This is a genomic window from Humibacter soli (assembly GCF_054779035.1).
In genome coordinates this window covers 41,100-67,595 of sequence record NZ_BAAGYX010000003.1, presented here as the reverse complement: position 1 = coordinate 67,595, position 26,496 = coordinate 41,100, and the positions used below count along the sequence as shown (strand labels likewise).

Annotated in this window: 24 protein-coding genes; 12 read left to right on the top strand and 12 right to left on the bottom strand. The window is 67.2% G+C overall.

Annotation, left to right across the window (positions count from 1 at the left end):
- Positions 1–42: 42 nt before the first annotated feature.
- Positions 43–1,038 carry a zinc-dependent alcohol dehydrogenase family protein gene (locus ACYVDN_RS17300; protein WP_460573679.1) on the top strand — a complete coding sequence of 332 codons (996 nt, stop codon included), beginning with the start codon at positions 43–45 and terminating at the stop codon, positions 1,036–1,038.
- On the opposite strand, the gene ACYVDN_RS17295 is transcribed toward ACYVDN_RS17300, so the two are convergent.
- Positions 1,026–1,907 carry an SDR family oxidoreductase gene (locus tag ACYVDN_RS17295; RefSeq protein WP_460573677.1) on the bottom strand — a complete coding sequence of 294 codons (882 nt, stop codon included), beginning with the start codon at positions 1,905–1,907 and terminating at the stop codon, positions 1,026–1,028. The two genes, ACYVDN_RS17300 and ACYVDN_RS17295, sit on opposite strands and share 13 nt — an antisense overlap.
- 137 nt (positions 1,908–2,044) lie before the next feature.
- Between ACYVDN_RS17295 and ACYVDN_RS17290 the strand changes: the two genes are divergently transcribed.
- From ACYVDN_RS17290 to ACYVDN_RS17280, 3 genes are read left to right on the top strand one after another with little or no spacing between them, the layout of a single operon-like run.
- On the top strand, positions 2,045–2,635 hold the full coding sequence (locus ACYVDN_RS17290) for a TetR/AcrR family transcriptional regulator (protein ID WP_460573675.1): 591 nt from the start codon (positions 2,045–2,047) through the stop codon (positions 2,633–2,635).
- 24 nt (positions 2,636–2,659) lie between these two features.
- Positions 2,660–3,208, top strand: coding sequence for a hypothetical protein (locus ACYVDN_RS17285; protein ID WP_460573673.1), 549 nt, complete (start codon positions 2,660–2,662; stop codon positions 3,206–3,208).
- Between the two features lie 5 nt (positions 3,209–3,213).
- Positions 3,214–7,008 carry a DEAD/DEAH box helicase family protein gene (locus ACYVDN_RS17280; protein WP_460573671.1) on the top strand — a complete coding sequence of 1,265 codons (3,795 nt, stop codon included), beginning with the start codon at positions 3,214–3,216 and terminating at the stop codon, positions 7,006–7,008.
- A 6-nt stretch (positions 7,009–7,014) separates the two neighbouring features.
- On the opposite strand, the gene ACYVDN_RS17275 is transcribed toward ACYVDN_RS17280, so the two are convergent.
- From ACYVDN_RS17275 to ACYVDN_RS17260, 4 genes are read right to left on the bottom strand one after another with little or no spacing between them, the layout of a single operon-like run.
- Positions 7,015–7,548 (bottom strand): nucleoside/nucleotide kinase family protein, encoded by a 534-nt coding sequence (locus tag ACYVDN_RS17275; RefSeq protein ID WP_460573669.1) that lies wholly within the window; start codon positions 7,546–7,548, stop codon positions 7,015–7,017.
- 23 nt (positions 7,549–7,571) lie between these two features.
- The gene (locus ACYVDN_RS17270) at positions 7,572–8,087 is read right to left on the bottom strand and encodes a carbonic anhydrase (RefSeq protein ID WP_460573667.1); all 516 of its coding nucleotides are present in this window, start codon (positions 8,085–8,087) and stop codon (positions 7,572–7,574) included.
- Complete coding sequence (locus ACYVDN_RS17265) at positions 8,084–8,794, bottom strand: Rossmann-fold NAD(P)-binding domain-containing protein (RefSeq protein WP_460573665.1); 711 nt, start codon at positions 8,792–8,794, stop codon at positions 8,084–8,086. Before ACYVDN_RS17265 ends, ACYVDN_RS17270 begins: the two co-directional genes overlap by 4 nt.
- Positions 8,795–8,846: 52 nt before the next feature.
- Positions 8,847–10,082 (bottom strand): MFS transporter, encoded by a 1,236-nt coding sequence (locus ACYVDN_RS17260; protein WP_460573663.1) that lies wholly within the window; start codon positions 10,080–10,082, stop codon positions 8,847–8,849.
- Positions 10,083–10,154: 72 nt separating this feature from the next.
- Between ACYVDN_RS17260 and ACYVDN_RS17255 the strand changes: the two genes are divergently transcribed.
- The 3 genes from ACYVDN_RS17255 (at position 10,155) to ACYVDN_RS17245 (ending at position 16,782) form a co-directional block, all read left to right on the top strand.
- Positions 10,155–10,649: a winged helix-turn-helix transcriptional regulator gene (locus ACYVDN_RS17255; RefSeq protein ID WP_460573661.1), complete on the top strand. Its 495-nt coding sequence runs from the start codon at positions 10,155–10,157 to the stop codon at positions 10,647–10,649.
- Between the two features lie 282 nt (positions 10,650–10,931).
- A complete protein-coding gene (locus ACYVDN_RS17250; RefSeq protein ID WP_460573660.1) occupies positions 10,932–16,319 on the top strand; it encodes a beta strand repeat-containing protein in 5,388 nt (1,795 codons plus the stop codon).
- Position 16,320: 1 nt separating this feature from the next.
- A complete protein-coding gene (locus ACYVDN_RS17245) occupies positions 16,321–16,782 on the top strand; it encodes a hypothetical protein (RefSeq protein ID WP_460573658.1) in 462 nt (153 codons plus the stop codon).
- A gap of 36 nt (positions 16,783–16,818) precedes the next feature.
- Here ACYVDN_RS17245 and ACYVDN_RS17240 read toward each other — a convergent pair whose 3' ends face one another.
- The 6 genes from ACYVDN_RS17240 to ACYVDN_RS17215 form a co-directional block, all read right to left on the bottom strand.
- Positions 16,819–18,318: a helix-turn-helix transcriptional regulator gene (locus tag ACYVDN_RS17240; RefSeq protein WP_460573656.1), complete on the bottom strand. Its 1,500-nt coding sequence runs from the start codon at positions 18,316–18,318 to the stop codon at positions 16,819–16,821.
- Positions 18,319–18,574: 256 nt separating this feature from the next.
- The gene (locus ACYVDN_RS17235) at positions 18,575–19,636 is read right to left on the bottom strand and encodes a collagen-like triple helix repeat-containing protein (RefSeq protein ID WP_460573654.1); all 1,062 of its coding nucleotides are present in this window, start codon (positions 19,634–19,636) and stop codon (positions 18,575–18,577) included.
- 122 nt (positions 19,637–19,758) lie between these two features.
- Complete coding sequence (locus ACYVDN_RS17230) at positions 19,759–20,379, bottom strand: dihydrofolate reductase family protein (RefSeq protein ID WP_460573652.1); 621 nt, start codon at positions 20,377–20,379, stop codon at positions 19,759–19,761.
- Positions 20,379–20,912, bottom strand: coding sequence for an SRPBCC family protein (locus ACYVDN_RS17225; RefSeq protein WP_460573650.1), 534 nt, complete (start codon positions 20,910–20,912; stop codon positions 20,379–20,381). Before ACYVDN_RS17225 ends, ACYVDN_RS17230 begins: the two co-directional genes overlap by 1 nt.
- A gap of 3 nt (positions 20,913–20,915) precedes the next feature.
- Positions 20,916–21,257 (bottom strand): ArsR/SmtB family transcription factor, encoded by a 342-nt coding sequence (locus tag ACYVDN_RS17220; RefSeq protein WP_460573648.1) that lies wholly within the window; start codon positions 21,255–21,257, stop codon positions 20,916–20,918.
- A gap of 53 nt (positions 21,258–21,310) precedes the next feature.
- Positions 21,311–21,667: a hypothetical protein gene (locus ACYVDN_RS17215; protein WP_460573646.1), complete on the bottom strand. Its 357-nt coding sequence runs from the start codon at positions 21,665–21,667 to the stop codon at positions 21,311–21,313.
- Positions 21,668–21,723: 56 nt separating this feature from the next.
- On the opposite strand from ACYVDN_RS17215, the gene ACYVDN_RS17210 reads away from it, so the two are divergent.
- Positions 21,724–22,884: an NAD(P)-binding domain-containing protein gene (locus ACYVDN_RS17210; RefSeq protein WP_460573644.1), complete on the top strand. Its 1,161-nt coding sequence runs from the start codon at positions 21,724–21,726 to the stop codon at positions 22,882–22,884.
- 7 nt (positions 22,885–22,891) lie between these two features.
- Here ACYVDN_RS17210 and ACYVDN_RS17205 read toward each other — a convergent pair whose 3' ends face one another.
- Positions 22,892–23,473 carry a TetR/AcrR family transcriptional regulator gene (locus ACYVDN_RS17205; RefSeq protein WP_460573642.1) on the bottom strand — a complete coding sequence of 194 codons (582 nt, stop codon included), beginning with the start codon at positions 23,471–23,473 and terminating at the stop codon, positions 22,892–22,894.
- A gap of 114 nt (positions 23,474–23,587) precedes the next feature.
- Between ACYVDN_RS17205 and ACYVDN_RS17200 the strand changes: the two genes are divergently transcribed.
- From ACYVDN_RS17200 to ACYVDN_RS17185, 4 genes are all read left to right on the top strand, one after another.
- On the top strand, positions 23,588–24,040 hold the full coding sequence (locus tag ACYVDN_RS17200; RefSeq protein WP_460573640.1) for an anthrone oxygenase family protein: 453 nt from the start codon (positions 23,588–23,590) through the stop codon (positions 24,038–24,040).
- A gap of 108 nt (positions 24,041–24,148) precedes the next feature.
- On the top strand, positions 24,149–24,955 hold the full coding sequence (locus ACYVDN_RS17195) for an MBL fold metallo-hydrolase (RefSeq protein ID WP_460573637.1): 807 nt from the start codon (positions 24,149–24,151) through the stop codon (positions 24,953–24,955).
- A gap of 32 nt (positions 24,956–24,987) precedes the next feature.
- Positions 24,988–25,473 carry a nitroreductase family deazaflavin-dependent oxidoreductase gene (locus ACYVDN_RS17190; protein WP_460573635.1) on the top strand — a complete coding sequence of 162 codons (486 nt, stop codon included), beginning with the start codon at positions 24,988–24,990 and terminating at the stop codon, positions 25,471–25,473.
- 78 nt (positions 25,474–25,551) lie between these two features.
- A complete protein-coding gene (locus ACYVDN_RS17185) occupies positions 25,552–26,481 on the top strand; it encodes a LysM peptidoglycan-binding domain-containing protein (RefSeq protein WP_460573633.1) in 930 nt (309 codons plus the stop codon).
- The last annotated feature ends 15 nt before the right edge of the window (positions 26,482–26,496 follow it).

Genomic DNA, 26,496 nt, shown 5'->3' with positions numbered 1-26,496 from the left:
ACCGTTCCGACGGTACATCAACGGACGTGAAGGAGATTACGGATGCGCGCTGTCACCATTCAGGAGTTCGGTTCGCCGACAGGACTCGTTGTGGATGACGTGCCTGAACCCGTCCCGACATCCGGGCAACTGCTCATCGAGGTCGAGGCGATCGGGGTCGGCGGTGTCGACGCCGTCATCCGTCGGGGCACCTTGGGATCGGGCTTTCCACAAGGCATGATTCCCGGGAGTGAGGTTGCCGGCATCGTCGTATCTGCCGGTCCGGGCGCCGATTCGTCATGGGTGGGGCGCAGGGTGTGGGCCTTCACCGGAACCTCCGGTGCCTACGCCGAGCGGGTGGTTGCAAACGTGGGTGATGTCATCCCGCTCCCCGACGCGTTGACCTCGACCGATGCCGTGACCCTTGGCAGCGCCGGCACGGTTGCGCACTTCGCACTCCGGCACGCTCACTTCTCGTCGGGAGAGTCGGTGCTCATCTGCGGCGCTGCAGGCAGCATCGGCATCGCGGCGGTGGAACTCGCGGCCCGGGGCGGAGCGCCGGTCATCGCCGTGACGACGTCATCCGCCGAGCGTGGTCGCCGGCTTCGCGCGCTCGGAGCCACCCACGTACTCGACCGGGCTGGCGATGGCGATGGCGAGACGGGGCATCCCACGGAGTTCGACGTGATCCTCGACATCGTCGGCGGTAAGGACGTGCCCGCGTTCCTCGATCGCTTGGCCCCGAACGGACGGCTGGTGATGGTCGGGGCGGTGGCGGGGTTCCCTCCCGCCGACTTCGGAACGTCGCTACTCCGGGCGTTCCAGAAGTCGCGGTCGTTCGCCACGTTCAGCCTCGACACGGTCGCACCGACCGAGCGCAACGAGGTGCGCCTGCGGCAGTTCGAGGAGGCCGCCCGCGGAGAGCTCACGCCCGTCGTGCACGATGTGCTCCCGCTCGCGCTCGCCGCAGATGCACACCGACAGATGGATTCGGGCACTGTATTCGGTCGAATCGTGCTTGTTCCAGACACGAATCGATCCAACAGTCAGTCGAAGTAGTGTCCTTGCTCGATGTCGTCGAGAAGGCCGGGGTGCGTGGGCGTCCAACCGAGCAGTTGCTGCGTGACGGTGCTCGAGGCCGGCATATCGGTGCCGAGCAGGGGCGCGAGCGGCATGCCGAACTCCTCGGCGGGACGGGACTCGGCGGGAACGCCGAGGCGGCGACCGATTGCCTCGGCGATGTCACGAACCGGCACGCCTTCGTCTCCAACGGCATGGAGGACGGATCCCGATGGGGCCTTCTCGATCGCGAGTCGATAGAGCACGGCGGCGTCCGCGACGTGTACCGCGGGCCAGCGGTTCATCCCGTCGCCGACATAGCCGGACACACCCTTGTCGCGCGCTTGGGCGATCAGCCGGGGGATGAAACCGTGGCGCTCTCCTAGGCCATGCACGGAACGTGGCATCATGACCAGACTCACCCGCACACCGCGATGGACGGCGGCGAGAGCGGTCTGCAGGTTGAGAATGCGGGAGGCGATCGGGCCGGTGGCATGAAGCTCGTCCCTCTCGGTCGTCACGTGCCCTGGGCGGAAGAGCGTTGCGCCGGTGACGAGGAGCGGCTTGCCGGTGTCGGCGAGAGCGGCAGTGAATGCATCAATGGCAGCCGCGTCCGTCGCGGCACCGCCAGCTTGCCCCAGCGAGTGCTCGTAGGCGAGGTGGATCACCCCGTCGGCGCGTGCAGCGGCCGCACGGAGGGCGCCCACATCTGACAGATTCCCGCGAAAGACCTCTGCGCCCGCGCGTTCGACCGCAGAGGCGGAGGAGTCGGAGCGGGCGAGCCCGATGACGTGATGACCGGCGGACTTCAGCTCGGGGATGACCGATGAACCGATCCAGCCCGAGGCGCCTGTGACGAAGATGCGCATGAAAGACCCTTCTTGCTGTGTTGCTCGCCTCGACGCGGTTGCGATCGAGAGTGATGCGATTGTGTCGCATCACTCTACCTTGATGCGACTCAGTCTTGTCAATGATGCGATGATGTCGCGTCACCTAAAATGTGGGTGTGAGCAGATGGGCCCCGAACGGACGCGAGCGTTTGCAGGATGCCGCGCTGGCGCTGTTCGCCGAGAACGGCTACGAGGACACGACCGTCTCCCAGATCGCGGAACGGGCGGGCCTCAACCGCGCCACGTTCTTCCGTCACTTCGCCGACAAGCGTGAAGTGCTCTTCGGTGGGGAGGAGGTACTGAGCACAGTGTTCAGGGAAGCGATTAGCGGTGCATCCGCGGATGCCGACCTGTTCGAGTGCATTGAGGCTGCGCTGACGGCCGCCGACACCGTGATGACGCCGGCAGAACGTCCCCGTGCGGCGGAGCGCCGTCGGATCGCGGCGGCAAACGTCGACGTGAGGGAGCGCGGACTGCTGAAGAGCGCTCGTGTGGCTGCGTCGATCACGTCAGCACTGAGTGAAAGAGGTATGGACGATCTGACCGCCCGCCTCGGCGCTGAGATGCTGATCCTCGCCTTCGCCAATGCCCTGCGAGAGTGGAGCGACGCCCAACATCCCCAGGCCTTCTCGACCTACGCCGGCTCGGCGAGCGACGACCTCCGGGCTCGCGTACGCGCGCTCACTGCAGCACCCGCCTCGGAGTAGGGGCACTCGGCGATACTGAAGCGGATGAACAAGTACGGGTTGATCGCCCAGCAGCACTGGCAGAGACACTGCCCGAGCCGCTACGCGACCCTGGACGACCCGGAGGAATTCTTCGACGAACTGGGCGAGACCGCTGCTACACAGATCGAACAGCTGCAGTCGCGTTTGGAGGCGCAGCTTCCGGCGGACCTGCCGTACGTAGAACACGTCGGGCAGTTGCGATCGGCGCAGCTGCGCGCAGAGGAGATCGTGCTCGCCGACCTCGTGTACTCGTCCGACCCGGAGTGCTCCAGCCTGATGGAGGAGCTCGAGCAGCTGTTGAGTGGCCTGCCGAGCGCCCAACTGATCCAGGACGCGCTCGCTCAGGCGCAGCAGGATGCCGAGGACGAGGCGGAACGGGACGGTCGGTCGAGCGCCGTGCTGACCGACGAGCAGCAGGAGCGCTGCGACCGCCTGTCGGCGCTGCTGCCGCTGGTGACCTGCGAGCCGTCGCAACTCAACGAGGCGGAGTTGATGCATCGGATCCAGGCGTTGCGGGAATTTGGGGCTCAAGGGACAGGGGTTCTGAAATAGCCGACGTGAGACTCGAGACCGACGCAGTCCCCGCCACCGCTCCGGAAACACTGTGGGACGGCACGATCGTCGTCATGGCGGACGGCACCTTCCAGATCGCCAAGGCTGGTAGCCTCCACGAGCTTCCCGTTCCCCAGGGGCAGCGCGCCGAACTGCGCGCCCTCGTCGGCCTGCGCGACGGTGCCAGTGCACTTCTCGATGCCGAGGCCGCGCCGGATTCCACGAGCCCGAACCAAGTGGATCTCCTCGACGCTCAGCGCGCCGAGCTCAAAGCCGACTACGAGTCGTACGTCAGCGAGTTCGGACCCATCAACCGCTTCACGTTGCGGATCTCGGGCCGCCAGGAGACGATCGTCGACGACGAGACCGGTGAGGTGACTTCCGGCCAGCAGCGGTCGACCCGGATCACTCCGCGCGTTCTTGTCACCTTCAAGCAGGATCCCCACAGTGCGATGGTGCGCGCGCTCGAGCACTTCGACGAGGAAGAGCACACCAGCTCGCCGTCCGCTCTGCTCCTGCGGCGCGTCGTCGAGCCGCGTGGTGCCGACGACCATGCGACATCCCCCGGAGAGGCCATCGACAGATCTCTCGACCGCAGCGGCGGCATCGACCTCCAGTTCATCGCTCACGAGCTCGGAGTCGATGAGACGGATGCCCGAGCCCGACTCGGCACGCTCGTATACGACGAACCCGGAACCGGTCGTCTCGTTCACGCACCCGAATACCTCTCCGGCGATGTCCGCGGCAAGCTCGAAGCCGCGACCGAGGCGTCCGTCTTGGACGAGCGCTACCTCGTGAACGTCGAGGCGTTGCGCGCCGTGCTACCCGACCCGATCGGCATCGAAGACATCGAAGCGCGCCTGGGCGCGGTGTGGATCAGCCCGGACATCCATCGCCAGTTCCTTGCGGAGTTGCTCAGCGACCAGAGCGTGCGCGTGGAAAACCCGCTTCCCGGTATGTGGGATGTGCACGGCAACCGCGCGAGTCTTCGTGCCACGCACGAGTGGGGCACCGGCCGCCGTCCAGCGATCGACATCGCCGCCGCACTCATGGAGCAGCGCCGTATTGAGGTCAGGGACGAGGTCGAGGAGGGCGAAGGCCGCGCCCGGGTCGTGCTCAACGCGATCGAGACCAGCGCCGCGCAGGAGAAGGCGGATGCCATGCAGGAGCGCTTCGCCGACTGGGTATGGGAGGACCCGGCGCGCGCGGCCGAACTCGCCCAGGTCTACAACCGTCGGTTCAACGCGATCCGACTGCGCGACTACACTCACGCGGGCGGCTACCTGACGTTGCCCGGCCTGACCACGACGTACACGCTGCGGCCGCACCAGCGTGCAGCGATCGCGCGGATGATCGCCGAGCCGGCGGTCGGCCTCTTTCACGAGGTCGGAGCGGGCAAGACCCTCGTGATGGCGGCGGGAGCGATGGAGCTGCGGCGCATGCACCTCATCACGAAGCCCGCCGTAGTCGTGCCGAACCACATGCTCGAGCAGTTCACCAGGGAATGGCTGCAGGCATACCCGCAGGCGCAGATCCTCACGGCCGCTACCGATGACGTCGCGGGCGAGAAGCTTCACGAGTTTGTCGCGCGCGCCGCTGCCGAGGACTGGGACGCGATCATCATGACGCAGACCGCGTTCAAGAAGATCAGCGTCTCGCCCGACTTCCAGTCCCGCTCCCTGGAGCGCGAGTTCACCCGGCTTCGCGCCGCCTTCGACGCGGCGAAAGCCGCAGGCGCGCTCGGCGTCGGGCGCATCGAGAAACGGGTGCGGGCGGCGAAGTCGCGTTACGAGAAGTCCTTGACGGTGCCGCGGAAATCCGGCATCTCCTTCGAGGATCTGGGCGTCGACTACCTGATCGTCGACGAGGTGCACACGTATAAGAACCTCGCGACCGTCTCGAACATCCAGGATGCCGTGATCGACGGCTCGCAGCAGGCATCCGATCTCCTGCTGAAACTCGAATACCTGCGCGAGGAACACGGCGACCGGGTGACGACGGTGGCGACCGCGACGCCCATCGCGAACTCGATCACCGAGGCGCACGTGATGCAGCGTTATCTGCGACCCGACCTGCTCGAGGCCGCCGGCATCACGAGCTTCGACGGATGGGCGGCGACGTTCGGCTCGCATGTGACCGAGCTGGAGATGGGGCCAGCGGGCGGTTTCCGGCTGAAGACCCGCTTCGTGCGCTTTCAGAACGTGCCGGAGATGCTGCGCATGTGGCGCGTCTTCGGCGACGTGAAGACGGGCCACGATCTGCAGCTGCCCGTCCCGCAGATCGCGCCGCGGGCGTCGGATGGCGAACGGGATGTCGAGACCATCGTCATCGAGCCGACGCCGCCGCTCGAGCGATACATCAGAAGCATCGCCGCGCGGGCCAAGGCTGTGGCCAGCCAGCTCGTTCCGGCGAGCGAGGACAACATGCTCCTCATCTCGACGGATGGCCGCAAAGCCGCCCTCGACCTGCGTCTGGTCAATCAGTCGCAGGAGCCGGGAGGGGTAGTGAAGCTCGACGCCGTGGCCGAGCAGATCCTGCAGCAGTGGTCGGCGACGAGCCAGAACGACTACCTCGACGACGCGACCGGTCTGGAGTCCCCGATCCGCGGCGGACTGCAGCTCGTGTTCTCCGACCTCGGCACCCCGAACGAGGAACGGTGGGATGCCTACAACGAGCTCAAGAAGAAGCTCGTCGCGGGCGGCATGGCGGCCGATCAGGTGCGGTTCATCCACGAGGCGAACAACGACGGCGACAAAGCCCGTATCTTCGCGGCGGCTCGGGCCGGTCACATCGCGGTGCTCATCGGCTCGACGCCCAAGATGGGCATCGGCACGAACGTGCAGAACCGGCTCACTGCGATGCACCACGTCGACTGTCCGTGGCGGCCCGCGGATCTTGAGCAGCGCGACGGACGGGGTATCCGTCAGGGCAACCAGAACGACGAGGTCGCCATCTACCGATACGTCGTCGAGCGGTCGTTCGACGCGTACTCGTGGCAGACCGTCGGGCGCAAGGCGACCTTCATCAACCAGATCATGCATGGCCGTCTGGATGCCCGCGAGGTCGACGACATCGGTGACACCGCACTCTCCGCCGCAGAGGCCACGGCACTGGCATCCGGCAATCCTCTGATCCTCGAGCGAGCGACCGCTGACGCCGCCTGGCAGAAGCTGCAGCGTCAGGAGACTGCATACGGACGGGCGCAGGCGGCCTTGGTTCACACCCGCGACGCCGCTCAGGCGACCGTGGACCGGGACGAGCAGTCGATTGCACAATTGCATGCGGCCGAAGCCGCAACGGGCGACGTGTCGGGCGACAACTTCCACATGACGGTTGGCATCCACGAGTTCGACAACCGCGCCGATGCCGCCACCGCGATCGGGGTGTGGGCACGGGAGCACGAGTTCGCCTGGATCAACGCGACACGCGCCCGCCCCATCGTCTTCGGCTCGATCGCCGGCCATCAGCTCATCGCAGCATTGGAGCGGGTGACAAGGCCCGACAACCGCACGATAGCCGTCGTGAACATCGCACTCGAGAACGTGCCGCTGTCGGGCAGTCGCGTCGGGGTGCCCGACTTCCGCGCGCCCGGCATCGGGCTTGTGCGCGCGCTCGAGAACAAGACCACAGCCATCCCGCGGAACATCACGGCTCTCACGCGCGAGATCGCCGAGGCGCGGACCACCATCGACGAGACCGGTGCTCGCATCGGTGCGCCGTTTCCTCATGCGGCCGAAGTGGTCGCCGCCGGCGAGAGAGTGCGGGCGATCGACCGCGAGCTCGCGCGCGTGACGCGTTAGTCGCGCTCAGCAGGAGTCGCTGAGGACGCGTGTCGGTGCGTCCGGGTCGGTCACGTCCAGCACGGCTGCTGCTGTGAGGAAGGGTGTCGCGCGGGCGAGGTACGCGTCGTCCGCGGTGGCCTGCGCAGCGTCGACGTACAGAACGTAGTGCCAGATGCCCTTGAGTGAATCGAGCAGATAGGCGCCGTCGACCACGAGGACCGCGTCGGCCGGGGCAGTGGCCTCCGACGCCTGCGGCTTCCGCCACGGGTCGATGAGTCTGCGGCGGAAGGCGGCCTGGTCATATGCCTGGTCACCTGGGCCCCGCTCTGCTTCGGGTTTGAAGAAGTCGCGCATGGATGCCCGGACAACGGTGACCCCGGCCTCCTCCAAGGATGCCGCGAGCTCGTCGGCGACGGTGTCGGCGCCAGCTCCCGGGAATCCCTCGACGCCGATCATCCGTCTGCCGCGCGGGTAGTTGGCGAGGAACTCGTCACGTACCTCCTGGAGCAACGTGATGCGGGTCGTGGTCGCGGTCGCGGCCTGTTCGTTGGTGTTCATGTCGACACCTCTCTCCCCTCTGATTATGAATCGCGCACGGACTCGACGAGGCCGGTCGTGACGTCGTAGAGCAGCCCCGTGACGGTCGCACCCGAAAGTCGTTCGTCGGAACGAAGCAGGGCAACATCCCGTCGGATCGCGGCGCGCGGATCCGGGACCGCCAACGACGAGAGGTGCTGGGGGTCATCCTCGAAGTACCCGCTGAGCAGATCGGCACGGTCCTTCACGCGGGTGATGCCGCAGTCGGTGTGCTGAAGCACGATGACATCCCAGCCCGGCCCGAGGTCGGATCCGACGCTCCGGCCGATCTGTTGCAGGATGATCAGTTCGCGAACGGTGTGGGGCGTGACGCGTCCACCGACATTGCGCAGCACTCCGACATCCCCCGGTTCAGCGCCGAGGATGAGCGCCGGGTCCACGCGCGGATCGAAGCAACTGATGACGATGGTCTTCAGCCGCGGTCCCATCGTGAGTCGAGCGTCGTAGGAGTGCGTCGCGAAGTCGCGGTTGCGCTCGAGCAGTGACGTGACGGTGCTCACGACGAGCGTCCCGCGAGCTGGGGGTAGAGCGCGGTCACGGGAGCGCTGAGTGCCGAGTGCACCTTGAGGGCGAGCTCGCCGATGATCAGCTCGTCTTCGTTCCGATCGACCGCGTCGTAGATCGCGGCGGCGACCTGCGCGGGATCGAGCATTCCGCTGCGGTCTGCCGCCGGTTGCATGGGGGTGTCCATCGCGGCCGGGTACACGCCGAGCACGTGCACGTCGTCGGCAGCGAATTCCAGGCGGAGTGCGTTGGTCGCCATCCAGAGCGCTGCCTTGGAGACGCTGTGCGCATGGCCGACGGCGTACCAGCTGAGCACCGAGTTGACGTTGACGAGCGATCCGTGAGCGGCGCGAAGGGCTCCGGCGAGACCGCGGGTCAGATGGACGGGGCCCGTGAGGTTGGTGCGGATGACCGTCGTGAGCTCATCCCAATCGCTGCTCAGGATGTCGCCGCGGGGGAAGATCGCCGCGTTGTTCACCAGGATCGTGGTGTCGCCGGCGTTGGCGACCGCGCGGTCGATCGACGCCGGGTCACTGAGGTCGAGGTGGATCGGGATGACGCGTTCGTCTGGCCAGGGCTTCTCGGCGCGCGCGGCAGCGTAGACCTTCGCGGCGCCGCGCACGAGTGCGGCCTCCACGAGGTTGCCTCCGAGCCCGCCGTTGGCTCCTGTGATGAGGACTGTGGCGTCCTTGAGTGCTGTCATGTTCTTCTCCTTTGCGCGGGGACTCGGTTGAGCGGGTGTCGCGGCTTTCGGGTCACGCGGCCAGTGGCTTGCGCGCACGAGCTGCATGCGTGGCGGTGACGATCACGGCGAGCAGTGCGATCACCGCGAGGATGACCCCGAACCACGTGGCCATCGCAGTGGCGCCGACGGCCGAGATGAACACGCCGGCGACGATCGCGGGGATGCCCAACGCGAGGTACGCGACGAGGTAGATCGCCGAGAACAGGGCAGCCCGCTCGTGGGGCTTCACCTCGGGCACGAGCCCGCGAGTGGTTCCGGAGAACTGGGCGCCGATTCCTGCGCCGCCGAATACGGCAGTCGCCCAGACGAGAGGAAGGCTGTGAGCCGCGACCGCCGCGATGAACAGCAGAGCGCCGATCGTGACCAGAGTCGCTCCGGCGAGGCGCAGCCGGTGCGGCCTCACCCGGGTGGTCAACGCCGACGCGAGGGCGCCGACGGCGAAGGTGACGAATGCGGCGAGGGCACCGACGATCGGGCTCGCCACGCCGAACACGTCGGCCAGCAGAATCGGCACCAAGCCGAGGAAGAGCGACATCATCATGAACGCGCCGACGATGCCTGGCACGGTCGTTGCGAAGAGACCGCGAACCTGGGGCGGCAGTGAGATCCGAGGGTTCAGCGACTTCCACGCGCCCGCCTTGCGGGAGGAGGTCTCCGGCGTGAATAGGGTGAACACGGTGCCGAGCGCCATGATGATCACGAGGACCAGCCAGACCGTGAAGGCCGCATCGCTTTCGGACTGAGCAAGGATGCCGGCGAAGAGCGCACCGATCGCGAGGCCGGCGAGAGGGGCCAGTCCGGTCATCATCGCGCCGAGCTTCTTGTACTTCTCGGGGGCCAGCTCGACGACCGCGGCGCTCAGCGAGCTGGATGCCGCTCCTGTTGCCACTCCCTGCACGATTCGAGCCGCGACCAGCCATCCGATCGAGGGCGAGAACAGGAACATCAGCATCGCAACGAGTTCCAGGCCGAGTGAGCCGATCATCAGCGGACGACGACCGACGTAATCGGAGAGCGACCCGATCACGAGGATCGTGAGCAAGAGTGCGACCGCGTAGACGCCGAAGGCGAGCGTCAGCATCCAGGCGGGAAAGCCCCATTCCTTCTCGTACAGGGGAAGAAGCGGGGTGGGTGAACCGGCGGCGACCAGGACCATGATCATGGCGGTCGTGATGCCGACGAAGGCGGTCGCCCGCGGAAGGAACGGCCATCGCGAGACTTTCCGCAGGCCGGTTGCATCGGTCATAGAAGTGTTCGTCACATCGGTGACAGTAGCACAATGTGGTTCTATGACAGAACCATGCGGTAAGCTAGACGCATGGCACTTGGGACGAGCTACGAGATGGAGGACTGCGCCATCGCGCAGACCCTCGACGTCGTCGGCGAGCGGTGGACCCTTCTGATCGTCAGTTATCTCTTCTTAGGGCTTCGCCGCTACAGCGACATCCGCAAGCGCCTCGGCATCTCTCCGGCGGTGCTCACCCAGCGGCTCAACCGTCTCGTCGACGAAGGGATCGTCGCCCGGGTGTCCGGCGCCGGTGCCCACGACGAGTACGCGATCACTCCCAAGGGCGAGAGGCTCTGGCCGATCGTCTCGTGCCTCGCCAACTTCGGCAACGAGAACTACGTCGACCCCCAGTACCGGCAGGAATTCACCCACTTCCAGTGCGGCGACGTTCTCGATGAGGCAGGCTACTGCGCCAGGTGCCGGGTCGTGCCACCTGCGCACGATGTGGTGAAGCAGCCCAAGCCGGCAGAGCTGGTTCCCGCGCCCGCTGCCCCTGCGCGCGGCCCGCGACGCCTGCTCCATTAGTGACGGAAACTCAGCTCTCATCGGGCAATTTGCCGCACAAGCCACCCCCGGGAGGGGGACTCGGGGTGAGCTTCGGGGTGGTTTCCCTTCGTCGAGCTTCCGCCCGGGCGTCCCGGGCCGCTTTGCTTTTCGTGAAACTGTGGGGGATCGCGCTCGTCTCGATGCAAGAGTCCGCAGGAGTCATGAATCGGGGGACTCGTGTTTCGGGGTATCACACGGACTGTTGTGTCGGGACGATCCGGGGGCAGGCGGCGAGGAGCGAGAGCGCTCCTCGCCGCACTGGTGAGCGTCGCGCTCGTCACCCTCGGGGTGTCCATCCCCATGGGGGCGGCCTCGGCAGCGGGAACCGCCAGTGTCAGCATCAGCTCGGACGGCACGCCGGTGGCGGCCGGAGCGGCGACGACCCTGACACTGTCGCTGTCGTGCAGCGTCACCGGCGGGTGCGCGGGCACGACACTCACCGTCCCCGTGACGTCGTACACGGACCTGAAGGGCGCGACAGTCAACAACGCGACAGCGTTCGGAGCGTTGTCGTGTCCCGGCTGGACCAAGACGACCTCGGCCAGCACAGTGACCTATACCTATACCGGCGGCACGCCGGCTGGAACGGTGCCGACGGGGACCCAGCAGTGCACGTTCAACTACACGACCACGAACTACACGACGCCTGACAACCAGACGTTCCCGATCACGCCGACCATCAACGGATCGAACTTCACGTCAGCGGCGGGGAACACGACGACCGTCACGGTGACCGCGGCCGAGGACGTGACGTTCAAGAAGACCGCGCCGGCCCAGGTTGGTCAGGGCGGTCAGTACGTCTACGACATTCACTTCGACTGCACCCCGCCCCACACCACATTCGGAGCGATCGGAACGTCGTCGTTCACCGTGGTCGATCACCTGCCCCCGAACTTCACGTACCAGAGCTACCAGACCATCTACAACGCCAACAACGGCAACTACAGCGTCGGCACGTTCCCCGGCACCGTCACCTATGACGCGGCGAACAATACTCTGACGTACTCAGACCCGGACGGAAACATCTGCAACGGCGTCAGCTCTGGCGCACCGGGTCGGGACATCGACATCACCGGAACGGCGTCGACGGCCGGAGCACTCGACAACATCGGCGACACGATCTCGAACACCGCGACCGCGTCGTTCACCTACTTCGACGGTACGTCTCAGAACCTCCAGGGAACGGCGAACACGAACGTCGTGGCCGTGGTCCCGACGACGTTCGACTCCAAGAGCAGCTCCAGCAACTCCTTCGGGAACTCGGGCCAGTACACGTATCCGCCCAACGGGGGGCGTTACCCCTACGTCTATCCGGGCGACTGGGATGGCAGCGGTGTCGACGCCCAGTACTCGATCAACCTCTTCACCAACGGCACCCAGGCCGGAGCGGACTTCGCGGTACAGGACCCCCTGCCGTGCACGACCAACAACGCAACCCCGGGAACAGCAACGAATCCGAACTACTCGTCCAACGCTCCCGGCACATTGTGCGCCACCCCGGCGTTCATACCGACGGTCATCACGGCGGCCGGATTCGCACCGACCACCGCGGACTCGATCACGGTCATCCACACCGACGGCACCACCGCCTCGGTCTCGTACGCCACAGGCACCGGCTGGATTGTGCCGACGTCACCTGCCGTGTCGGAGATCGACTTCCCACAGTTTCCTGAAGAGGGACAGAACACCGCGACGATGCAACAGTTCATCGTGAAGGGCTACGCGGCGTCAGGTCTGACGACGTCTTCGCTGATCACCAACACGGCGACCGCGACACCTTACCTCGTCATCGGGTCGGACACGCCGCTGGCGGCCGCGAAGCCGACCTCCGCATCTCTGCTGGTGGTTGCAGCGAATTCGCCGTCGGGCACTGTCGTCGCGCCGGGCATCTGGCCGCGCTACAACGGTGGCTCCACCTGCACGGAAGCCGTGGGTATCGGCGGCTTCGGCGGCAATGGGCCGCAGTCGAACTACATCGAGGTGGCGCAGGCTCCTTCGCAGGCGATCTATCTCTCATACCTGGCTCCTCAAGACACGACGGTGACCGCCGGTACTGCTCAGACGTTCACGTTCACACCCCAAGAGTTCAGCGCATTCCCCAGCACGGCTGGCGGAGCTGTCGCCACCACTGCGACCATCAGCGCGACGGTGACTGCCAACTACAACGGCACGGGCCGTCAGCTCCTACAGTGGGTGATCCCCGCCGGCACCATCACCGCTGCCGGCGACTACGTCTTCAGCGGCAGCACCCTGACGGTGAATCTCGGGGCCGGCTGCGCCGGGACCTACCAGAACGACGTCACTGTGGGCTACGGTGCACCGATCACCTCGTGCTACGGCCCGAGCGGTCTGACGGTGCCGTCCAACGGGACGAACGCCGCCCTGGAGACCACCAACGCGCCGACCAGCACCAACTACTGCGGTGAGTCGCAGAACATCGTCGTCAGCCCGATCAACCCGGCGTTCTCAGTCGACAAGTCAGTGCAGGGCAATCTCGACTCCACGCCTGTGACAGCCGGAGGCATAGGCAACGTCAGTCCGAACGGCGGAACGGCCACCTACAACGTGACGTTCACCAACACCGGCTCGACCAATCTGGTGAACCCCGTCATGTATGACCTGTTGCCCGCGGTCGGTGACACGGACACCACGAAGACGGATGCCCGCGGGTCGCAGTTCGGCGTGGCCCTGACCGGTGTGGGCCCAGTGCCCGCCGGGGTCACGGTGTCCTATTCCCAGGCGGCCAACCCCTGCCGGCCCGAGGTGTTGGCGAATGCCGGCAACCCGGGATGCGTCGACGACTGGAGCACGACTGCTCCGGCGTCTCTGTCCTCGGTGACCGCGCTGGAGTTCTCCTACAACGGCACGGTCTTCGTGCCGGATAGTGCCGGGATCAACACCTTCTCGGTCCCCTACACGGTGTCGACCCCGGCGAACATCGCAGGCAAGACGGCGTGGAACACGGTGGGCACCACGGCCACTCCGGGTGTAGGACAGCCCCTGATGACGGCGGCGGAGTCATCCGTCACCGGGCTGCACGCCCAGGCCGGTCTCACGGTCGTCAAGGCGGCGTCGCCGACCACCGTGGATCACGTCGGCCAGACGGTGACCTTCACCTTCACGGTCGACAACGACACGGCGGTCGCACTGAACGCTGTCTCCATCAACGACGTGCAGAACTCCCCAGCAGGCGCTCTCACCAGCGGGCCCACCTGCCCGTCACCGAGCCTCGCGCCCGGCGCGACCGAGGACTGCACCGCGACCTATACCGTGACCCAGGCCGACCTCGACAACGGGAGCATCTCCGACAGCGCGACGGCGTCGGGGACCCCGGTCTCGGGAAGCCCGCTGGTCTCCGCGCCTTCGACCGCGACGGTGACGGCGACTCAGACGCCCGCACTGACGCTGCTCAAGTCGGCAACCCCGACGACCGTGAGCAACGCGGGCGACAAGGTGACCTACTCGTTCCTGGTGACCAACACCGGAAACGTGACGGCCACGGGGCTTGCGATTGCGGATGACGGCTTCTCGGGCTCCGGCAGCCTGTCCGCCATCACGTGCCCGACGACCACCCTGGCGCCTAATGCCGACACGACCTGCACCGCCACGTACTCGTTGACCCAGGCGGATGCGGATGCTGGATCGATCACCAACACCGCGCACGCGACCGCCACCGATGCCGGGGGTGCTGCGGTTGCCTCCGCGCCGTCGACGGCCACAGTGACAGTGACGCAGGCACCGGCGCTCTCCCTCGTGAAGTCGGCCGATCCTTCCGGCGCGGCCGCCTTCCTCGCTGGCCAGGTGCTCACCTATCACTACCTGGTGACCAACACCGGTGATGTCACCGTGACGAACGTGGGCATCACCGAGGGGATCTTCACGGGCTCGGGCTCGCTCTCGGACATCTCGTGCCCCTCGACGACGCTCGCACCGAACGCTCAGGTCGATTGCACCGCCACCTACACGCTGAGCCAGGCGGACATCGATGGTGGATCGGTGTCGAACACCGCCACCGCGACGGGAACGGGACCTGGCGCGACGCCGGTCTCCTCGCAGCCGTCCACGGTGTCGACGCCCGCCATCGCGGCCCCGGCATTGACACTGACCAAGTCAGCTTCACCGACGACCGTGAGCGCGCCGGGAGACCAGGTGACCTATTCGTTCCTGGTGTCCAACGCCGGCAATGTGACGGTCACCGGTGTCGGGATCGTGGAAGGCAGTTTCTCGGGCACGGGAACGCTGTCTGACATCTCCTGCCCTGACTCGGCCCTGGTGCCCGGCCAGGACACGACCTGCACGGCGACCTATGGGGCGACGCAGGCCGACATCGATGCGGGATCCGTGACCAACACCGCGTCCGCCACGGCCCTCGCACCGGGTGGTGCTCCGGTGACCTCGCCGTCGTCGAGCGCAACCGTGACGGCGACGCAGGCCCCGGGTCTCGAGATCGCGAAGACCGTCGATCCGACCGCGGTCGACGCAGCCGGACAGACGGTGACCTACACGTTCGCGGTGACCAACACCGGCAACGCCACCCTGAACCAGCTCGCGGTCTCCGACACGGACTTCTCGGGATCGGGAACCCTGTCGGCGATCTCCTGCCCGACGACCACTCTTGCCCCCGGCGACAATGTGTCGTGCTCCGCGACCTACGTCGTGACCCAAGAGGACATGGATTCGGGATCGGTGACCAACACCGCGACCGCCACCGGCGTCGACACCGCAGGCGCCACGGTGACCTCCGACCCGTCTGAGGCGACCTTCACCGTCACGGCGCAGCCGGCGCTCACCCTGGTCAAGACGGCTCAGGCCACCACGACCGACAGCGAGGCAGGTCAGCAGGTCGAGTACGACTTCTTGATCACCAACACCGGAAACGTGACGGTTGCGGATGTCACTTCCGAGGAGGACACCTTCACGGGTACGGGCACGCTCGACTCGCCGACCTGCCCGACCGGTGCGGCTTCGCTGGCGCCGGGCGCACAGGTGACCTGCACCATCGTGTACACGGTGACGCAGGCGGATGTCGACGCGGGGTCGATCACGAACACCGCCACCGCGGTGGGCACGCCTGCCGGCTCGCAGACACCGGTCACGTCCGACCCGTCGACGGCGACCGTGACCGAGCCTGCAGCGGCGGCGGTGACCCTGGTGAAGACGGCGAACGTCACCTCGCTGAGCAAGGCCGGCCAGGTCGTCACGTTCTCCTTCACCGTGACGAACACCGGCAACATCACGCTGGAGAACCCTGCGGTCGAGGAGGGCACGTTCAACGGGCACGGAAAGCTCTCAGCGCCGACATGCCCGACGGGCGTGACCGAGCTGACTCCGGGTCAGGTGGAGGTGTGCACCGCGGACTACACGGTGGTCGCATCCGACCTCACCGGCGACCCGCTGACCAACACCGCAACGGTCGACGCTGCGGCGCCTGATGGAGACCCGATCGTCTCCGACCCGTCGACGGTGAACATCGCCGAGGTGCTGCCGGCAGGTACGTCACCGAGCTCGACGCCTTCACCGACGGCGACGGCGTCGGGACTGGCCGACACGGGATCGACGATCGCCTGGGGCTACGGTGTGCTGGCTCTCGCGCTGGTTGCGGCCGGCGCGGTCATCCTCATCATCCGCCGACGCCGGAGGAGCGCCTGACATGCAGACTCGTCTCGCCTCTCGAACCACGGCCATCGCCGCCGCGCTGATGGTCGCCGGGATCGCCCTCGCGGGCTGCACGGCTGCCGTGCCGACCACTGCCAAGACACACACGGCAGCGGCGGCGACGGTCCCCGGGCTGCCTGCCGGAGTGACCCAGGCGACCGCGCTGCCCACGAACATCCCCAATGATGTGAAGACGCGTGCCAACGTGAAGCTCGCTGGTTGCGCCTCGACCAAAGACGGCTGGAAGGCCTCGGGGACCGTCAGCAACGCGGGCAAGTCCCCGGCCACGACGGTCATCACGGTGTTCTTCACGACGGACAAGGCGACCGTCATCGGCACCGCTCAGACCCGCGTCACCGTCAAGGCTGGCGACAAGCAGAGCTGGAGCGCGCAGAACAAGTTCACCGCACGGTCGAAGACGTTGTGCGTGCTACGGGGAGCCGGCCAGGCCGGCTGATCACGTGACGCCGTGGGGTCCGACCACCCCGCGGCGTCACAGCATCCGTCGTCCGATCCAGGCCGCCTCCTCACGGCCGTGCGCACCGAGCTTTCGGTAGAGCACCCTGAGGTGCGTCTTGATCGTGTTCGGCGACACGTGGAATCTGTGCGCGAGATCGGCGATCGACTCGTCGGCGACGAGACCCTCGAGGATCTCCCGTTCACGTCGAGTCAGGCGGGGTCGTCGTTGTGCGCCGAATCGGATCGGGATGTCGCCTATCGGGTCATCCAGCAGCGGACCGAGCTGGTCCCTGAGCTCCGGGGATGCCAGGGTCAGCGTGCTGAGCGCTTTGGACGCGTTGACCGCCCAAGCAGTGGATTCGATCGTGCGGTCGCTGACCGTGCCTGAGATCGCGAGCTCGGCCTCGGCGTAGAGCACGGCGCGGCCAGCCTGCAGCGAGATGGGGATGCCGGTGGCCGACTCCTCTTCGTGCAGCATGGCGACGGCGTTCTCGGCGTGCCCCCGCAGCCACTCCTGTCGAGCGCGCGCCAAGGGGATTCCGGGCCACGCAGTACTCAGCCCGGGACGGTTCAGCGTGCGGTGGGCAGGCTGGAGGTCGCCGAGCGACTGGTGAAGGGTGGCCAGATCCGCCCTCAGCACCGCTCCGGGCAGTGATTCGGGGTCGGATCGCGTGCGCTCCGAGATGAGTAGCTGGCCGATCTCATTGATCGCGGACCGCTGTGTTCCGTTCACGAGCGCCGCGATCGCCCGCGCATGCACGGGAACCCACCACCAGTGATGCCCAGGCACGACCACGGGGGACTCGTCCGGCACGGCATCGGCCGTCACGCTGCCAGTCGCCGCGTCGATCAGAGCGCGCGCGAGAATGCCCGGCTGCTGAAAGTGGAAGGTGGCGTGGCCCGGATGATCGAGCCCGTGCACCGTCATCGTGAGTAGGCGCTCCGCCTGGCGATACCGCTCGGCCAGCGTGTATGCCAGCGCCAGATGTTCGCGCGCGTACCTCCCCGCAGGGTGCTCGGTCTGCACCGTCGCCCATCGGACGCCCTCCGTGAAGGCGGAGATGGCGCCCAGCACGTCTGCGGCGAGGAGCTTCGCCGTTCCGCACAGCAGGAACACGACGGGCAGCACGTCGGAGAAACGTCTCATGTCCACAGCGGTGTGGATGACATCCAATGCGTCGTCCGCGGCGGCGGATGCATCCCGGTAACGCCCAGCGGCGAGCAGCTCCCTGATGCGGGCCTGCCGAAGCACCAGCAGGTCCCGGGCCTCGGGGGCGCGCTGGGAGCTCACCCACGACGAGAACCGCTCGATCGCGTCATCGTCGATCAACATGACCGGTCGCCTGGCAGCGGAGGTGATCGCACGCCGCATCACGTTCCGCGGATTGCGTTCGTACCACTCCTCTGGAGCCGCCTGGAACAGCCGGTCGAGAAGGTCGTCATCCGTGAACAGATAGAAAAAGAAATGCTTGTCGAGAAGCCGATCGACGGCCTCCCAGTTTTGCGAGGCGAACGCCTCGGTCAGTGCAGACATATGCACCCGAACTCCCCAAATCCCACACAACGTCTCAAACTTCGTCGGCGGCCGAGCATCGACTCGACCCGGTCCCGCCGCGACGCTGCCGCAAACGCTTTCCCGGCACGACCCGGGATGTCCGGGGTTTGGCCTGCGCTGGCGACGAGCCGCGCGGCGGTGGTCATCGCTGCTTCCCGGCGCGCGTTCTCGCATCACGAGAGACGGCAAGGCGCCGGAAGCCGAGGGATGACGCACTCCCGCAGCGCGGTCCGGATCAGTCGGGACTGGAGTCGGTTTCGAAGGTCGGAGTCGGAAGAGGCCGGTCGTCGGCGCAGGGTGAGCCGGAGGCCCTCGATGCGAGGCCGGACAGGGTGATCTCGGAGACGTCGCTGAACGCGCCGCCGCTCGCTGATGAGCCACCGCCGGCCCCGCCGAAGCCTGCGGCCGATCGTGCCGGAGGGCTGTCGGGGTCGGCTTGTCTGTGCACCGCGGGCACGACCCGGGTGTGGTGGCCGAATCCAGTGGATGTCGGGTGTGCGGCGTTCCACGACCCGGAGAGCTGCCACGCGAGGGGTGTGTTGCCCTCGTTGATCGCCAGGAACGCCGACGCGACACTCGGCGCGGCGTGCGGCCCGAGCTTCGTGGGCGCCGACGAGCCGCCGACCGTCGCGGATGTCGCGCCACTGCCGGAGCCGATAGTGCCGGTCGTGCCCTGTCCTGACCCCGGTGCGCCGTCCCCGGAACCCGTGCTGGCCCCGCCAGGGGCTGTACCGCCGCCGGGACCGGATGCCGGTGGTCCGAGCACCGTGCCGGTGGTGGAGCCCACATCTCCGACCACCCCGTCCACGAGATCTGTGACAGGAGCGGTGGCGCTCGACAGAGAGCCGAGCGTTGAACTCACCGTCGGCCCGACCACGGGAAGTGATCCGACAACCTCGTCGACACCGCTCTCCACCGGGGCGAGAGACTGCGTGAGCGAGATGGAGGAGGTCGCAGAGGCGACCGCGCTCGTCACCGGCTGCACGACCTGCTTCACGGGAGCAGGAAGCGCCTGCACGACGGGTGCGGCGACGTGCGAGACCGTGGACGCGACGCCGCTGACGGTGCCGCCGACCGGCGTGGTGGCCGCACCCAGCACGGATCCCACTGAGCCGAGCAACGTGGAGTGCGAGCCGCTCGAACCGGTGCTCGAGGTCGGTGGCGTTCCGGGTTCATCGGCCGAAGCCGACAGCGCTCCGAGCGCGAGCCCGAGCACGACAAGTCCCCCGCTGATTCCCAGCCCCCACAGCATCGGGCGTAGGAATCGCCCAGGCCCCTCAGCCTCGGCGTGTTCCATGGTCAGCCCCCTGTCCAGATCCCTGGACGAATCTATCGGTTGTGCTGACATGGGCGTAGCGGTCGACACGAAATTGAATCGTGTCAGGTTACCGGTCACGACGGGTCGACCGACGCGTTCGGCTAGCGTTGGCGCACGGCGTAGGTGAGGTGCGTCGCCCGCGGGGATGCCTCCGAGCTGAGCTGATCCAGCTTGACCTTGGACGCGTCGATGCCCTCGAAGAGGCGCACTCCTGCACCGAACAGCACCGGCGAGAGCGCGATCGAGAATTCGTCGACCAGGCCGGCGTTCACATACTCCACGATGGTGGTGCCACCGCCCGCGATCCGTACGTCTCGGTCATCCGCAGCATCGCGCGCTTGGGCGAGCGCGGACTCGATACCGTCGTTCACGAAGAAGAAGGTCGTGCCGCCGGCGCGTTCCCAGGGGTCGCGCTTCTCGTGCGTGACGACGAACACCGGCGTGTGGAAGGGTGCGTCCTCCGGCCAGGCGTGCTCGCCGGCGTCGAACATGTGCTTGCCCATCACGCTGGCGCCGGTGCGCTCGAAGGTCTGGCGCGCGACGTCGTTGTCGAGCCCCTCGTCGCCGCCGGCGCCGAGCTTGAGACTCTCCCGCATGAAGCGCGTCGGGAAGACCCAGTGCTGCAGCTCCATCCACTGCTGCCCCATCAGCTCCTCGGGCGATGCGGGCGCCATGAACCCGTCCAGCGACATCGACACGCTGAAGAACACTTTGCCGGTCATCAGTTCTCGGCTCCCTTCCTCAGGATTTCAGGGCCGCCGGACTCGGCGACAAGGGTTTCGGTGACGTAGGCGGCCAGCTTGCCCAGGGTCTGGTTGCCGGCCTCGATCGCGTGGTACTTCTCGGCCGCCTCGTCGCGCAGCTCTTTGGTCGAGAACACGGTGCGCATCTGAACCCGCGTCCCGGCATCGTCGGGCGTGAAGGTGAGGACCGATTCGAAGGCGTTCGGATCGCCCCGATACTCGCCGTGCAGCATCGAGATCTTCTCGGTCGGGATGATCTCGGTCCACGAGATCCATTCGGGATAGTCCGTGCCGTCGGGCCCGCGCATCTCGAAGGCCCAGTCCTCGCCGACGCCGAACCCGAACGACCGCGTCGTCGTGGTGAACCCCTCAGGCCCCCACCACTGCGACAGGTGCCGCACGTCGGTGAACGCCTCGAAGACGAGCTCCCTCGGCGCGTGGATGACGCGGGTGATCACGATCTCGCGGTCATCCGTCGCCCGTGCCGGGGCGTTCTGGGCCGTCTCGCTCATGCGCTATCCCTTCTGCTTCGTCTGCTGGAGGTCTTGCACGTACGCGTCGAGCCGGTCGAAGCTCTCGTTCCAGAACCGCTCGAACCCGCCGGTCCACTCGTGAACCGGTCGCAGTCCGCGGGCGTCAAGGCCATAAAGGCGTTGCTTGCCCGCCTTGCGGTCCTGCACCAGCCCGACTTCCCGCAGGACTTTCAGATGCTTGGATGCCCCAGGCTGCGACAGTCCCAGTGCGTTGGCCACCTCGGTGACGGGCCGCTCGCCGGCGCGAAGCAGCATCAGGATCTCCCGGCGCTGCGGCTCCGCGATGGCGTTGAAGACGTCGGTGGTCGTCGCTGCGCGTGCCATGCCGGCCATCGTATACCCATATGGTTATGCGTTGCGGACGGAGCCAAGCCTCGTCACTTCGGGGTGATCGCGTCGACGAACTCGTAGGCCTCCGCGACGATGGCCGGCCACGTCTCCGGACGGTCGGCGCGGGCGGTGACCCACTCGCGCATCGGGCGGTCCCGCATCACGGCCGGCTCGGCATCACCGGCAGCGATCAGCTCGCCGACGCGCTCCTCGGGGAGCTTCGCGAACAGGCTCCCGGAGAAGCCCACGAAGGCGAAGACCTTGCCGCGCACGCTCAGGCCCTCCGAGCCGAACATGCGGCCGAGCGCCACGTCGTCGAGCGTCGTGTACTCGGCGACGATCGGGTCGAAGACCGCGTACGACTCTGGAGACTTCTCGCGACGTGAGTCACTTGCGGAGGCCATGGCATCACGTTACGTCTGCAGGGAAGAACCGTCATCCCTCATGGGTTCAGACACGTGTGGGTGAGGGAGAGCGCAGGGCGACCGTCGTGGTCATCGGTGCCGGCCAGGCCGGACTGTCGGCGGCGTACCACCTGCTGCGACACGGGTACACGAGCGCGCTCGACGACCCGAACGGCGAACGGACCTTTGTCGTGCTCGACGCCAATCCGGCGCCCGGTGGCGCGTGGCAGCATCGCTGGCCGTCGTTGCGCGTGGCCACTCTCAACGGCATTTTCGGTCTGCCCGGTCATCCACAACCGGAGCTGGACGACACCGAGAAGAGCAGCGTCGCCGTGCCCCGGTACTTCGCCGGGTTCGAGCACGAGCATCAGCTGCCGGTCTTGCGGCCGGCAACAGTCGAGGCGGTGCGGCGTGCCGACGACGACCCGGACGGCGATCTCGTGATCGAGACGGATGGCGGACCCTGGCGTGCCCGCGCGATCATCAACGCCACCGGCACGTGGAACAACCCGGTGCAACCGCACTATCCGGGCCGGGAGACCTTCCTCGGCCGCCAGCTGCACACCAGGGACTATCGGTCGCCCGACGAGTTCGCCGGGCAGCGGGTCGCGGTCGTCGGCGGTGGAATCTCGGCCATCCAGCAGCTCGAGGAGATCTCCCGCGTCGCCACCGTGTTCTGGTACACGCGGCGCGAGCCGGTGTTCATCGAGGGCACGTTCGAGCCGGAGACCACGGGAAGGGCGACGATCGCGAAGGTCGTCGCGGATGTCGAAGCCGGGCGCCCGACCGGGTCCGTCGTGTCCTACACCGGTCTCGGCTGGACGCCGTATGCCATCGCGGCACGCGACCGCGGCGCTCTCGTTCGCCGGCCGATGTTCACGGCGATCGAGCCGCACGGGGTGCGCGAAGCCGACGGGACCTTCACTCCGGTGGACAGCATCCTCTGGGCGACCGGATTCAAGGCCGACCTTAGGCACCTGGATCCGCTGCTCCTGCGCAAGGAGTCGGGTGGCATCGTGATGCAGCGCACCCAAGTCGCTGCCGAGCCGCGAGTGCACCTGATCGGGTACGGGCCGTCCCAGTCCACGGTCGGGGCGAATCGGGCCGGGCGCGAGGCCGTCGTGGCGCTGACGAAGCACCTGGATGCCACCCCTGGGCACGCGGCATCGGTCTCTACGCCAGACGCGCCGGTCCTGGCGCCCGCCGTCCGGGCCTGACCCCTGGTCAGTTCACCGCGGCGTCCGCGGTCACGCCGAACAGGATGCCGAGCTCGGCGATCCTGTTCGCTCGATGTTCACCACGCATGCGGCCTGCGCGTTCGAGCTCGCTGATGCCGTGCAGGCTTCCCCAGAAGACCTCGGTGCGCGTGCCGCCGTGCTCGTCGCCGATCGCGCTCGCCAGGGCCTCGAAACCGGCGCGGAGTTCCGGCTCGTTACCCTCCTCCGCGAACCGAGCGTCGATCGGCTGCCGGAACATCGCCTCGTAGACAGCGGGATGCGCTGACGCGAAGTCGAGGTAGGCGTCGGCGACCGCCTCGATCGCCTGCCGGCCCCTCGTGCCGCCGGTGGCGGAGCGGCACAACTCGGTGAGCTCGGTGAATCCCTCGAACGCGACGGCCCGGATGATCTCCGCCTTGCCTCCAGGGAAGTGGCCGTAGAGCACCGGCTGGGTGTAGCCGATGGCGTCGGCGAGGCGTCGAGTGGTGACGGCTGCCCAGCCATCCTCATCGGCACAGGCTCGCGCTTCGTCGAGGATGCGCCGTCTCCGTTCTTCGCTGCGTTGGCGGCGCGCGTTCGACTCGGTCATCGCCACTCCTCGTACCTCTGGCGCGCTGTGTCTGACGCGGCCCTTGTGCTTCCGGGATTCGAGTTCTACATTAGCACTGCTAGAAATACTAGCAACGCTAGATCCGAGGTCATCATGGAAGCGCTTCTCGCCGTCGTCGCGGCAACCGTCGTCGGAGTCATGGTCGGCGTGGAGTTCGCCGTCGCGTTCGTGCTCAACCCGATCCTGGGCAGCTTGGCCTTCGGTCCATCCCTCGAGGCACGTGCCTACGGCGGCCGCATGATGGGCAGGGTGATGCCGTTCTGGTACTTCGGCTCGCTCATCCTGGTCGTGGCGCTCGCGGTCGTGGCGTGGGGAACGCCGACCGCTTCAGCAGCGCTCGTCGCGGCCATCCTGCTGGCGCTCAGCGTCGTCCTGTCCATCGCGGTTCTCGTGCCGATCAACAACCGCTCGAAGACGTGGTCGGCCGACGAGCACCCGGATGACTGGCGCGAACAGCAGCAGCGCTGGGATCGCCTCCACTACCTGCGCGTGGCGATCATCATCGCGGCCTTCGTGCTCGTGGTCGTCGCGGTGACGATGCTCTGACAACCCCTGCCCATGTCGCAGGCAAACGGTTAGCGTGGAAACGCGGGATGCGCGACGGCCCAGCACCACGCCGTGCGCGGTTCGAGCGACGAAGCGGGAGGGGACGCCATGCTGAGCCACGTCGCGGAGGGTGTGCTCGTGCACCAGAGCGAGTTCATGCAGAGCAACGCGGTGGTCGTTGAAGGGACGGACGGCGTGCTGGTGATCGACGCCGGCCTTCGGGATGACGAGCTCGCGTGTCTCGCCGAAGACCTGGCCGAGTCGGGGCGGCGGGTCGTGATGGGCTTCTCGACGCATCCGCACTGGGATCACCTGCTCTGGCATCCCGAGCTCGGCTCGGCGCGGCGATACGGCACCGCCGCGGGCGCGGCGATGATCCAGGCACGGATATCGACGCCGGGCTGGGAGGCCGCGGTCACCGGGATGATGCCGCAGGACCTGGTCGAGCACGTGCCTCTCGACGGGTTCGGTCTCATCGACGGTCTTCCCGACGGGGCCGAAGAGATCCCCTGGGACGGGCCGCACATCCGCATCATCGAGCATCGGGCCCACGCGCCGGGTCACGCCGCACTGCTGGTCGAGCAGAGCCGGGTGCTCGTCGCCGGTGACATGCTCTCGGACATCCTGATCCCCATGCTCAACCCGAACTCCCCTGACCCGATCGACGACTACCTGGCGGCTCTGCGGCTCTTCGAGGGTGTGGCGGATGACCTCGACGTGGTCATCCCAGGCCATGGGTCCGTCGGTGACGCCGACCAGCTGCGCGCACGGATCGAGAAGGACCGCGCCTACGTGGGCACTCTGAGCGATGGTGGCGCAACAGACGACTCGAGACTTGGTCCGTCCGCCCCGTACGGCCAGGAGATGACCGGCGTGCACGGCTGGCAGGTCGAGCGTCTCGGCGGCGCGAGCTAGCAAGGCGGGATGCCCGCATGGAGGTTCCCGCGATGCGACCCTGGATCAAACGGCTGCTCGGCGCGCCCAACGTGCTCTACACGTCCGGGCTCGGCCGGATCTTCGGTCACAGGTTCTTGCGACTCACCCACACCGGCCGCACGAGCGGGCGGCGCTTCCACGTCGTCGTCGAGGTGGTGCACTACGACGGAACGACGGGTGAGGCGATCGTCATGTCGGGGTTCGGGCGACGGAGCGGCTGGTTCCGCAACGTCACCGCGGGAACTCCGACCTGGGTCGACTTCGGTCGCGGACCCGTTCGGGCGGATCATCGCGTGCTGGGTGCCGACGAAGCCGCGGAGGTGCTGAACGCGTACGAGCAGCGGATGCCACTGGCCCGTCCGCTCGTACGGTTGGTGCTCGGCCGCCTAGCCGGATTTCGGTACGAGGGCACGCAGGCCGACCGGCTTCGCGTGGTCGAAGCCCTGCCGCTCGTCGCGTTCACTCCGCACCGCCGACGGAGGTCTCCGCGAGACTGATGTGTCGTTGTGCACATGTTCGCGCTCCGAAGTGGACGCACGTCTAGGGAGACCGCGAGACGTGGCTAAGATTCCGCTGTGCGAAGTAGCAGAGAGGTCCATGCCAGGGCGGAGGCGCGGACCAGGCGGGCGAAGCGGCGCGGTCTTGTTCTGATCGGGGCGGCCGCCGCGGTCACACTGGCGCTCGCCGGATGCAGCCCGGCCGCGGAGAGCGCCTCGGCGCATGCGACGCACAGTCATGCGGCTCGCACGAAGACCCCCACATCGACACCGACCGAGACACCGAACCCGGCGATCTCGCACCTCGCCACAGCGGAGCCGGCAGCTACGCCGATGCCGAGCCCGACGATCACGCCTGTTCCGGCGGGAACGGTCGTGGCGGAGGGTGACGTCGCCTCCCCGAAGGGGAGCATCCACTACCACTACCGAGTGGTCGCGAACGGTGACAACACCTATTCGGCGCAGTACTCGGGCTTCACGTCTACGGTGCCGATCCCGGTGTCTGTCACGCTGATCGACATCCCTCCGCAGGTCGGCGACGGGCTCACCTGGCACGGGGTCGGCGACCACCAGCTCGGCGGTCCGACGACTTCGGCAGCGCCTGCATCGTCCGTGTCACTCGGCTCGGAAGATCAGCCGTCGTACCTCACCACCCTCGTGACCTATTCCTCGGCGCCGACCGACGACGGCATCCCGGTCGAGCTCGGCCCGAACAAGGTGCTGGCCGTCGACACGGTGAACTGGAGCATCCCTGTGCGGCAGTCCAACGTGCATCCGGTGGATGGCGGCGCCCGAACGTATGCCGCAGGCACGGTCACCGCCACTACCGGCAGCGGCGCTCCGAAGAGCTACGTCGTCGCGCCCGGCGACATCACCTCGGTCGTCGCGGACCGCTTCGGCATCTCGGTCGAAGACCTGATCTGGCTCAACTCGAACCTGCAGGTGTTCGGCGACCAGCAGTACCTCTACGAGGGCACGACGCTGAACCTCGACCCCGACAGCATCTGAGGGGCTGAGCACTCA

What these genes read in the sequence shown, in the direction of transcription:
- ACYVDN_RS17275 (WP_460573669.1), bottom strand. Translation starts at nt 7,548, where the DNA reads ATGAACACCAACGAACAGGCCGCGACCGCGACCACGACCCGCATCACG.
- ACYVDN_RS17225 (WP_460573650.1), bottom strand. Translation starts at nt 20,912, where the DNA reads ATGAGCGAGACGGCCCAGAACGCCCCGGCACGGGCGACGGATGACCGC.
- ACYVDN_RS17235 (WP_460573654.1), bottom strand. Translation starts at nt 19,636, where the DNA reads ATGGAACACGCCGAGGCTGAGGGGCCTGGGCGATTCCTACGCCCGATG.
- ACYVDN_RS17190 (WP_460573635.1), top strand. Translation starts at nt 24,988, where the DNA reads ATGCGACCCTGGATCAAACGGCTGCTCGGCGCGCCCAACGTGCTCTAC.
- ACYVDN_RS17255 (WP_460573661.1), top strand. Translation starts at nt 10,155, where the DNA reads ATGGCACTTGGGACGAGCTACGAGATGGAGGACTGCGCCATCGCGCAG.
- ACYVDN_RS17200 (WP_460573640.1), top strand. Translation starts at nt 23,588, where the DNA reads ATGGAAGCGCTTCTCGCCGTCGTCGCGGCAACCGTCGTCGGAGTCATG.
- ACYVDN_RS17245 (WP_460573658.1), top strand. Translation starts at nt 16,321, where the DNA reads ATGCAGACTCGTCTCGCCTCTCGAACCACGGCCATCGCCGCCGCGCTG.
- ACYVDN_RS17205 (WP_460573642.1), bottom strand. Translation starts at nt 23,473, where the DNA reads ATGACCGAGTCGAACGCGCGCCGCCAACGCAGCGAAGAACGGAGACGG.
- ACYVDN_RS17295 (WP_460573677.1), bottom strand. Translation starts at nt 1,907, where the DNA reads ATGCGCATCTTCGTCACAGGCGCCTCGGGCTGGATCGGTTCATCGGTC.
- ACYVDN_RS17195 (WP_460573637.1), top strand. Translation starts at nt 24,149, where the DNA reads ATGCTGAGCCACGTCGCGGAGGGTGTGCTCGTGCACCAGAGCGAGTTC.
- ACYVDN_RS17260 (WP_460573663.1), bottom strand. Translation starts at nt 10,082, where the DNA reads ATGACCGATGCAACCGGCCTGCGGAAAGTCTCGCGATGGCCGTTCCTT.
- ACYVDN_RS17230 (WP_460573652.1), bottom strand. Translation starts at nt 20,379, where the DNA reads ATGACCGGCAAAGTGTTCTTCAGCGTGTCGATGTCGCTGGACGGGTTC.
- ACYVDN_RS17285 (WP_460573673.1), top strand. Translation starts at nt 2,660, where the DNA reads ATGAACAAGTACGGGTTGATCGCCCAGCAGCACTGGCAGAGACACTGC.
- ACYVDN_RS17300 (WP_460573679.1), top strand. Translation starts at nt 43, where the DNA reads ATGCGCGCTGTCACCATTCAGGAGTTCGGTTCGCCGACAGGACTCGTT.
- ACYVDN_RS17240 (WP_460573656.1), bottom strand. Translation starts at nt 18,318, where the DNA reads ATGTCTGCACTGACCGAGGCGTTCGCCTCGCAAAACTGGGAGGCCGTC.
- ACYVDN_RS17220 (WP_460573648.1), bottom strand. Translation starts at nt 21,257, where the DNA reads ATGGCACGCGCAGCGACGACCACCGACGTCTTCAACGCCATCGCGGAG.
- ACYVDN_RS17215 (WP_460573646.1), bottom strand. Translation starts at nt 21,667, where the DNA reads ATGGCCTCCGCAAGTGACTCACGTCGCGAGAAGTCTCCAGAGTCGTAC.
- ACYVDN_RS17265 (WP_460573665.1), bottom strand. Translation starts at nt 8,794, where the DNA reads ATGACAGCACTCAAGGACGCCACAGTCCTCATCACAGGAGCCAACGGC.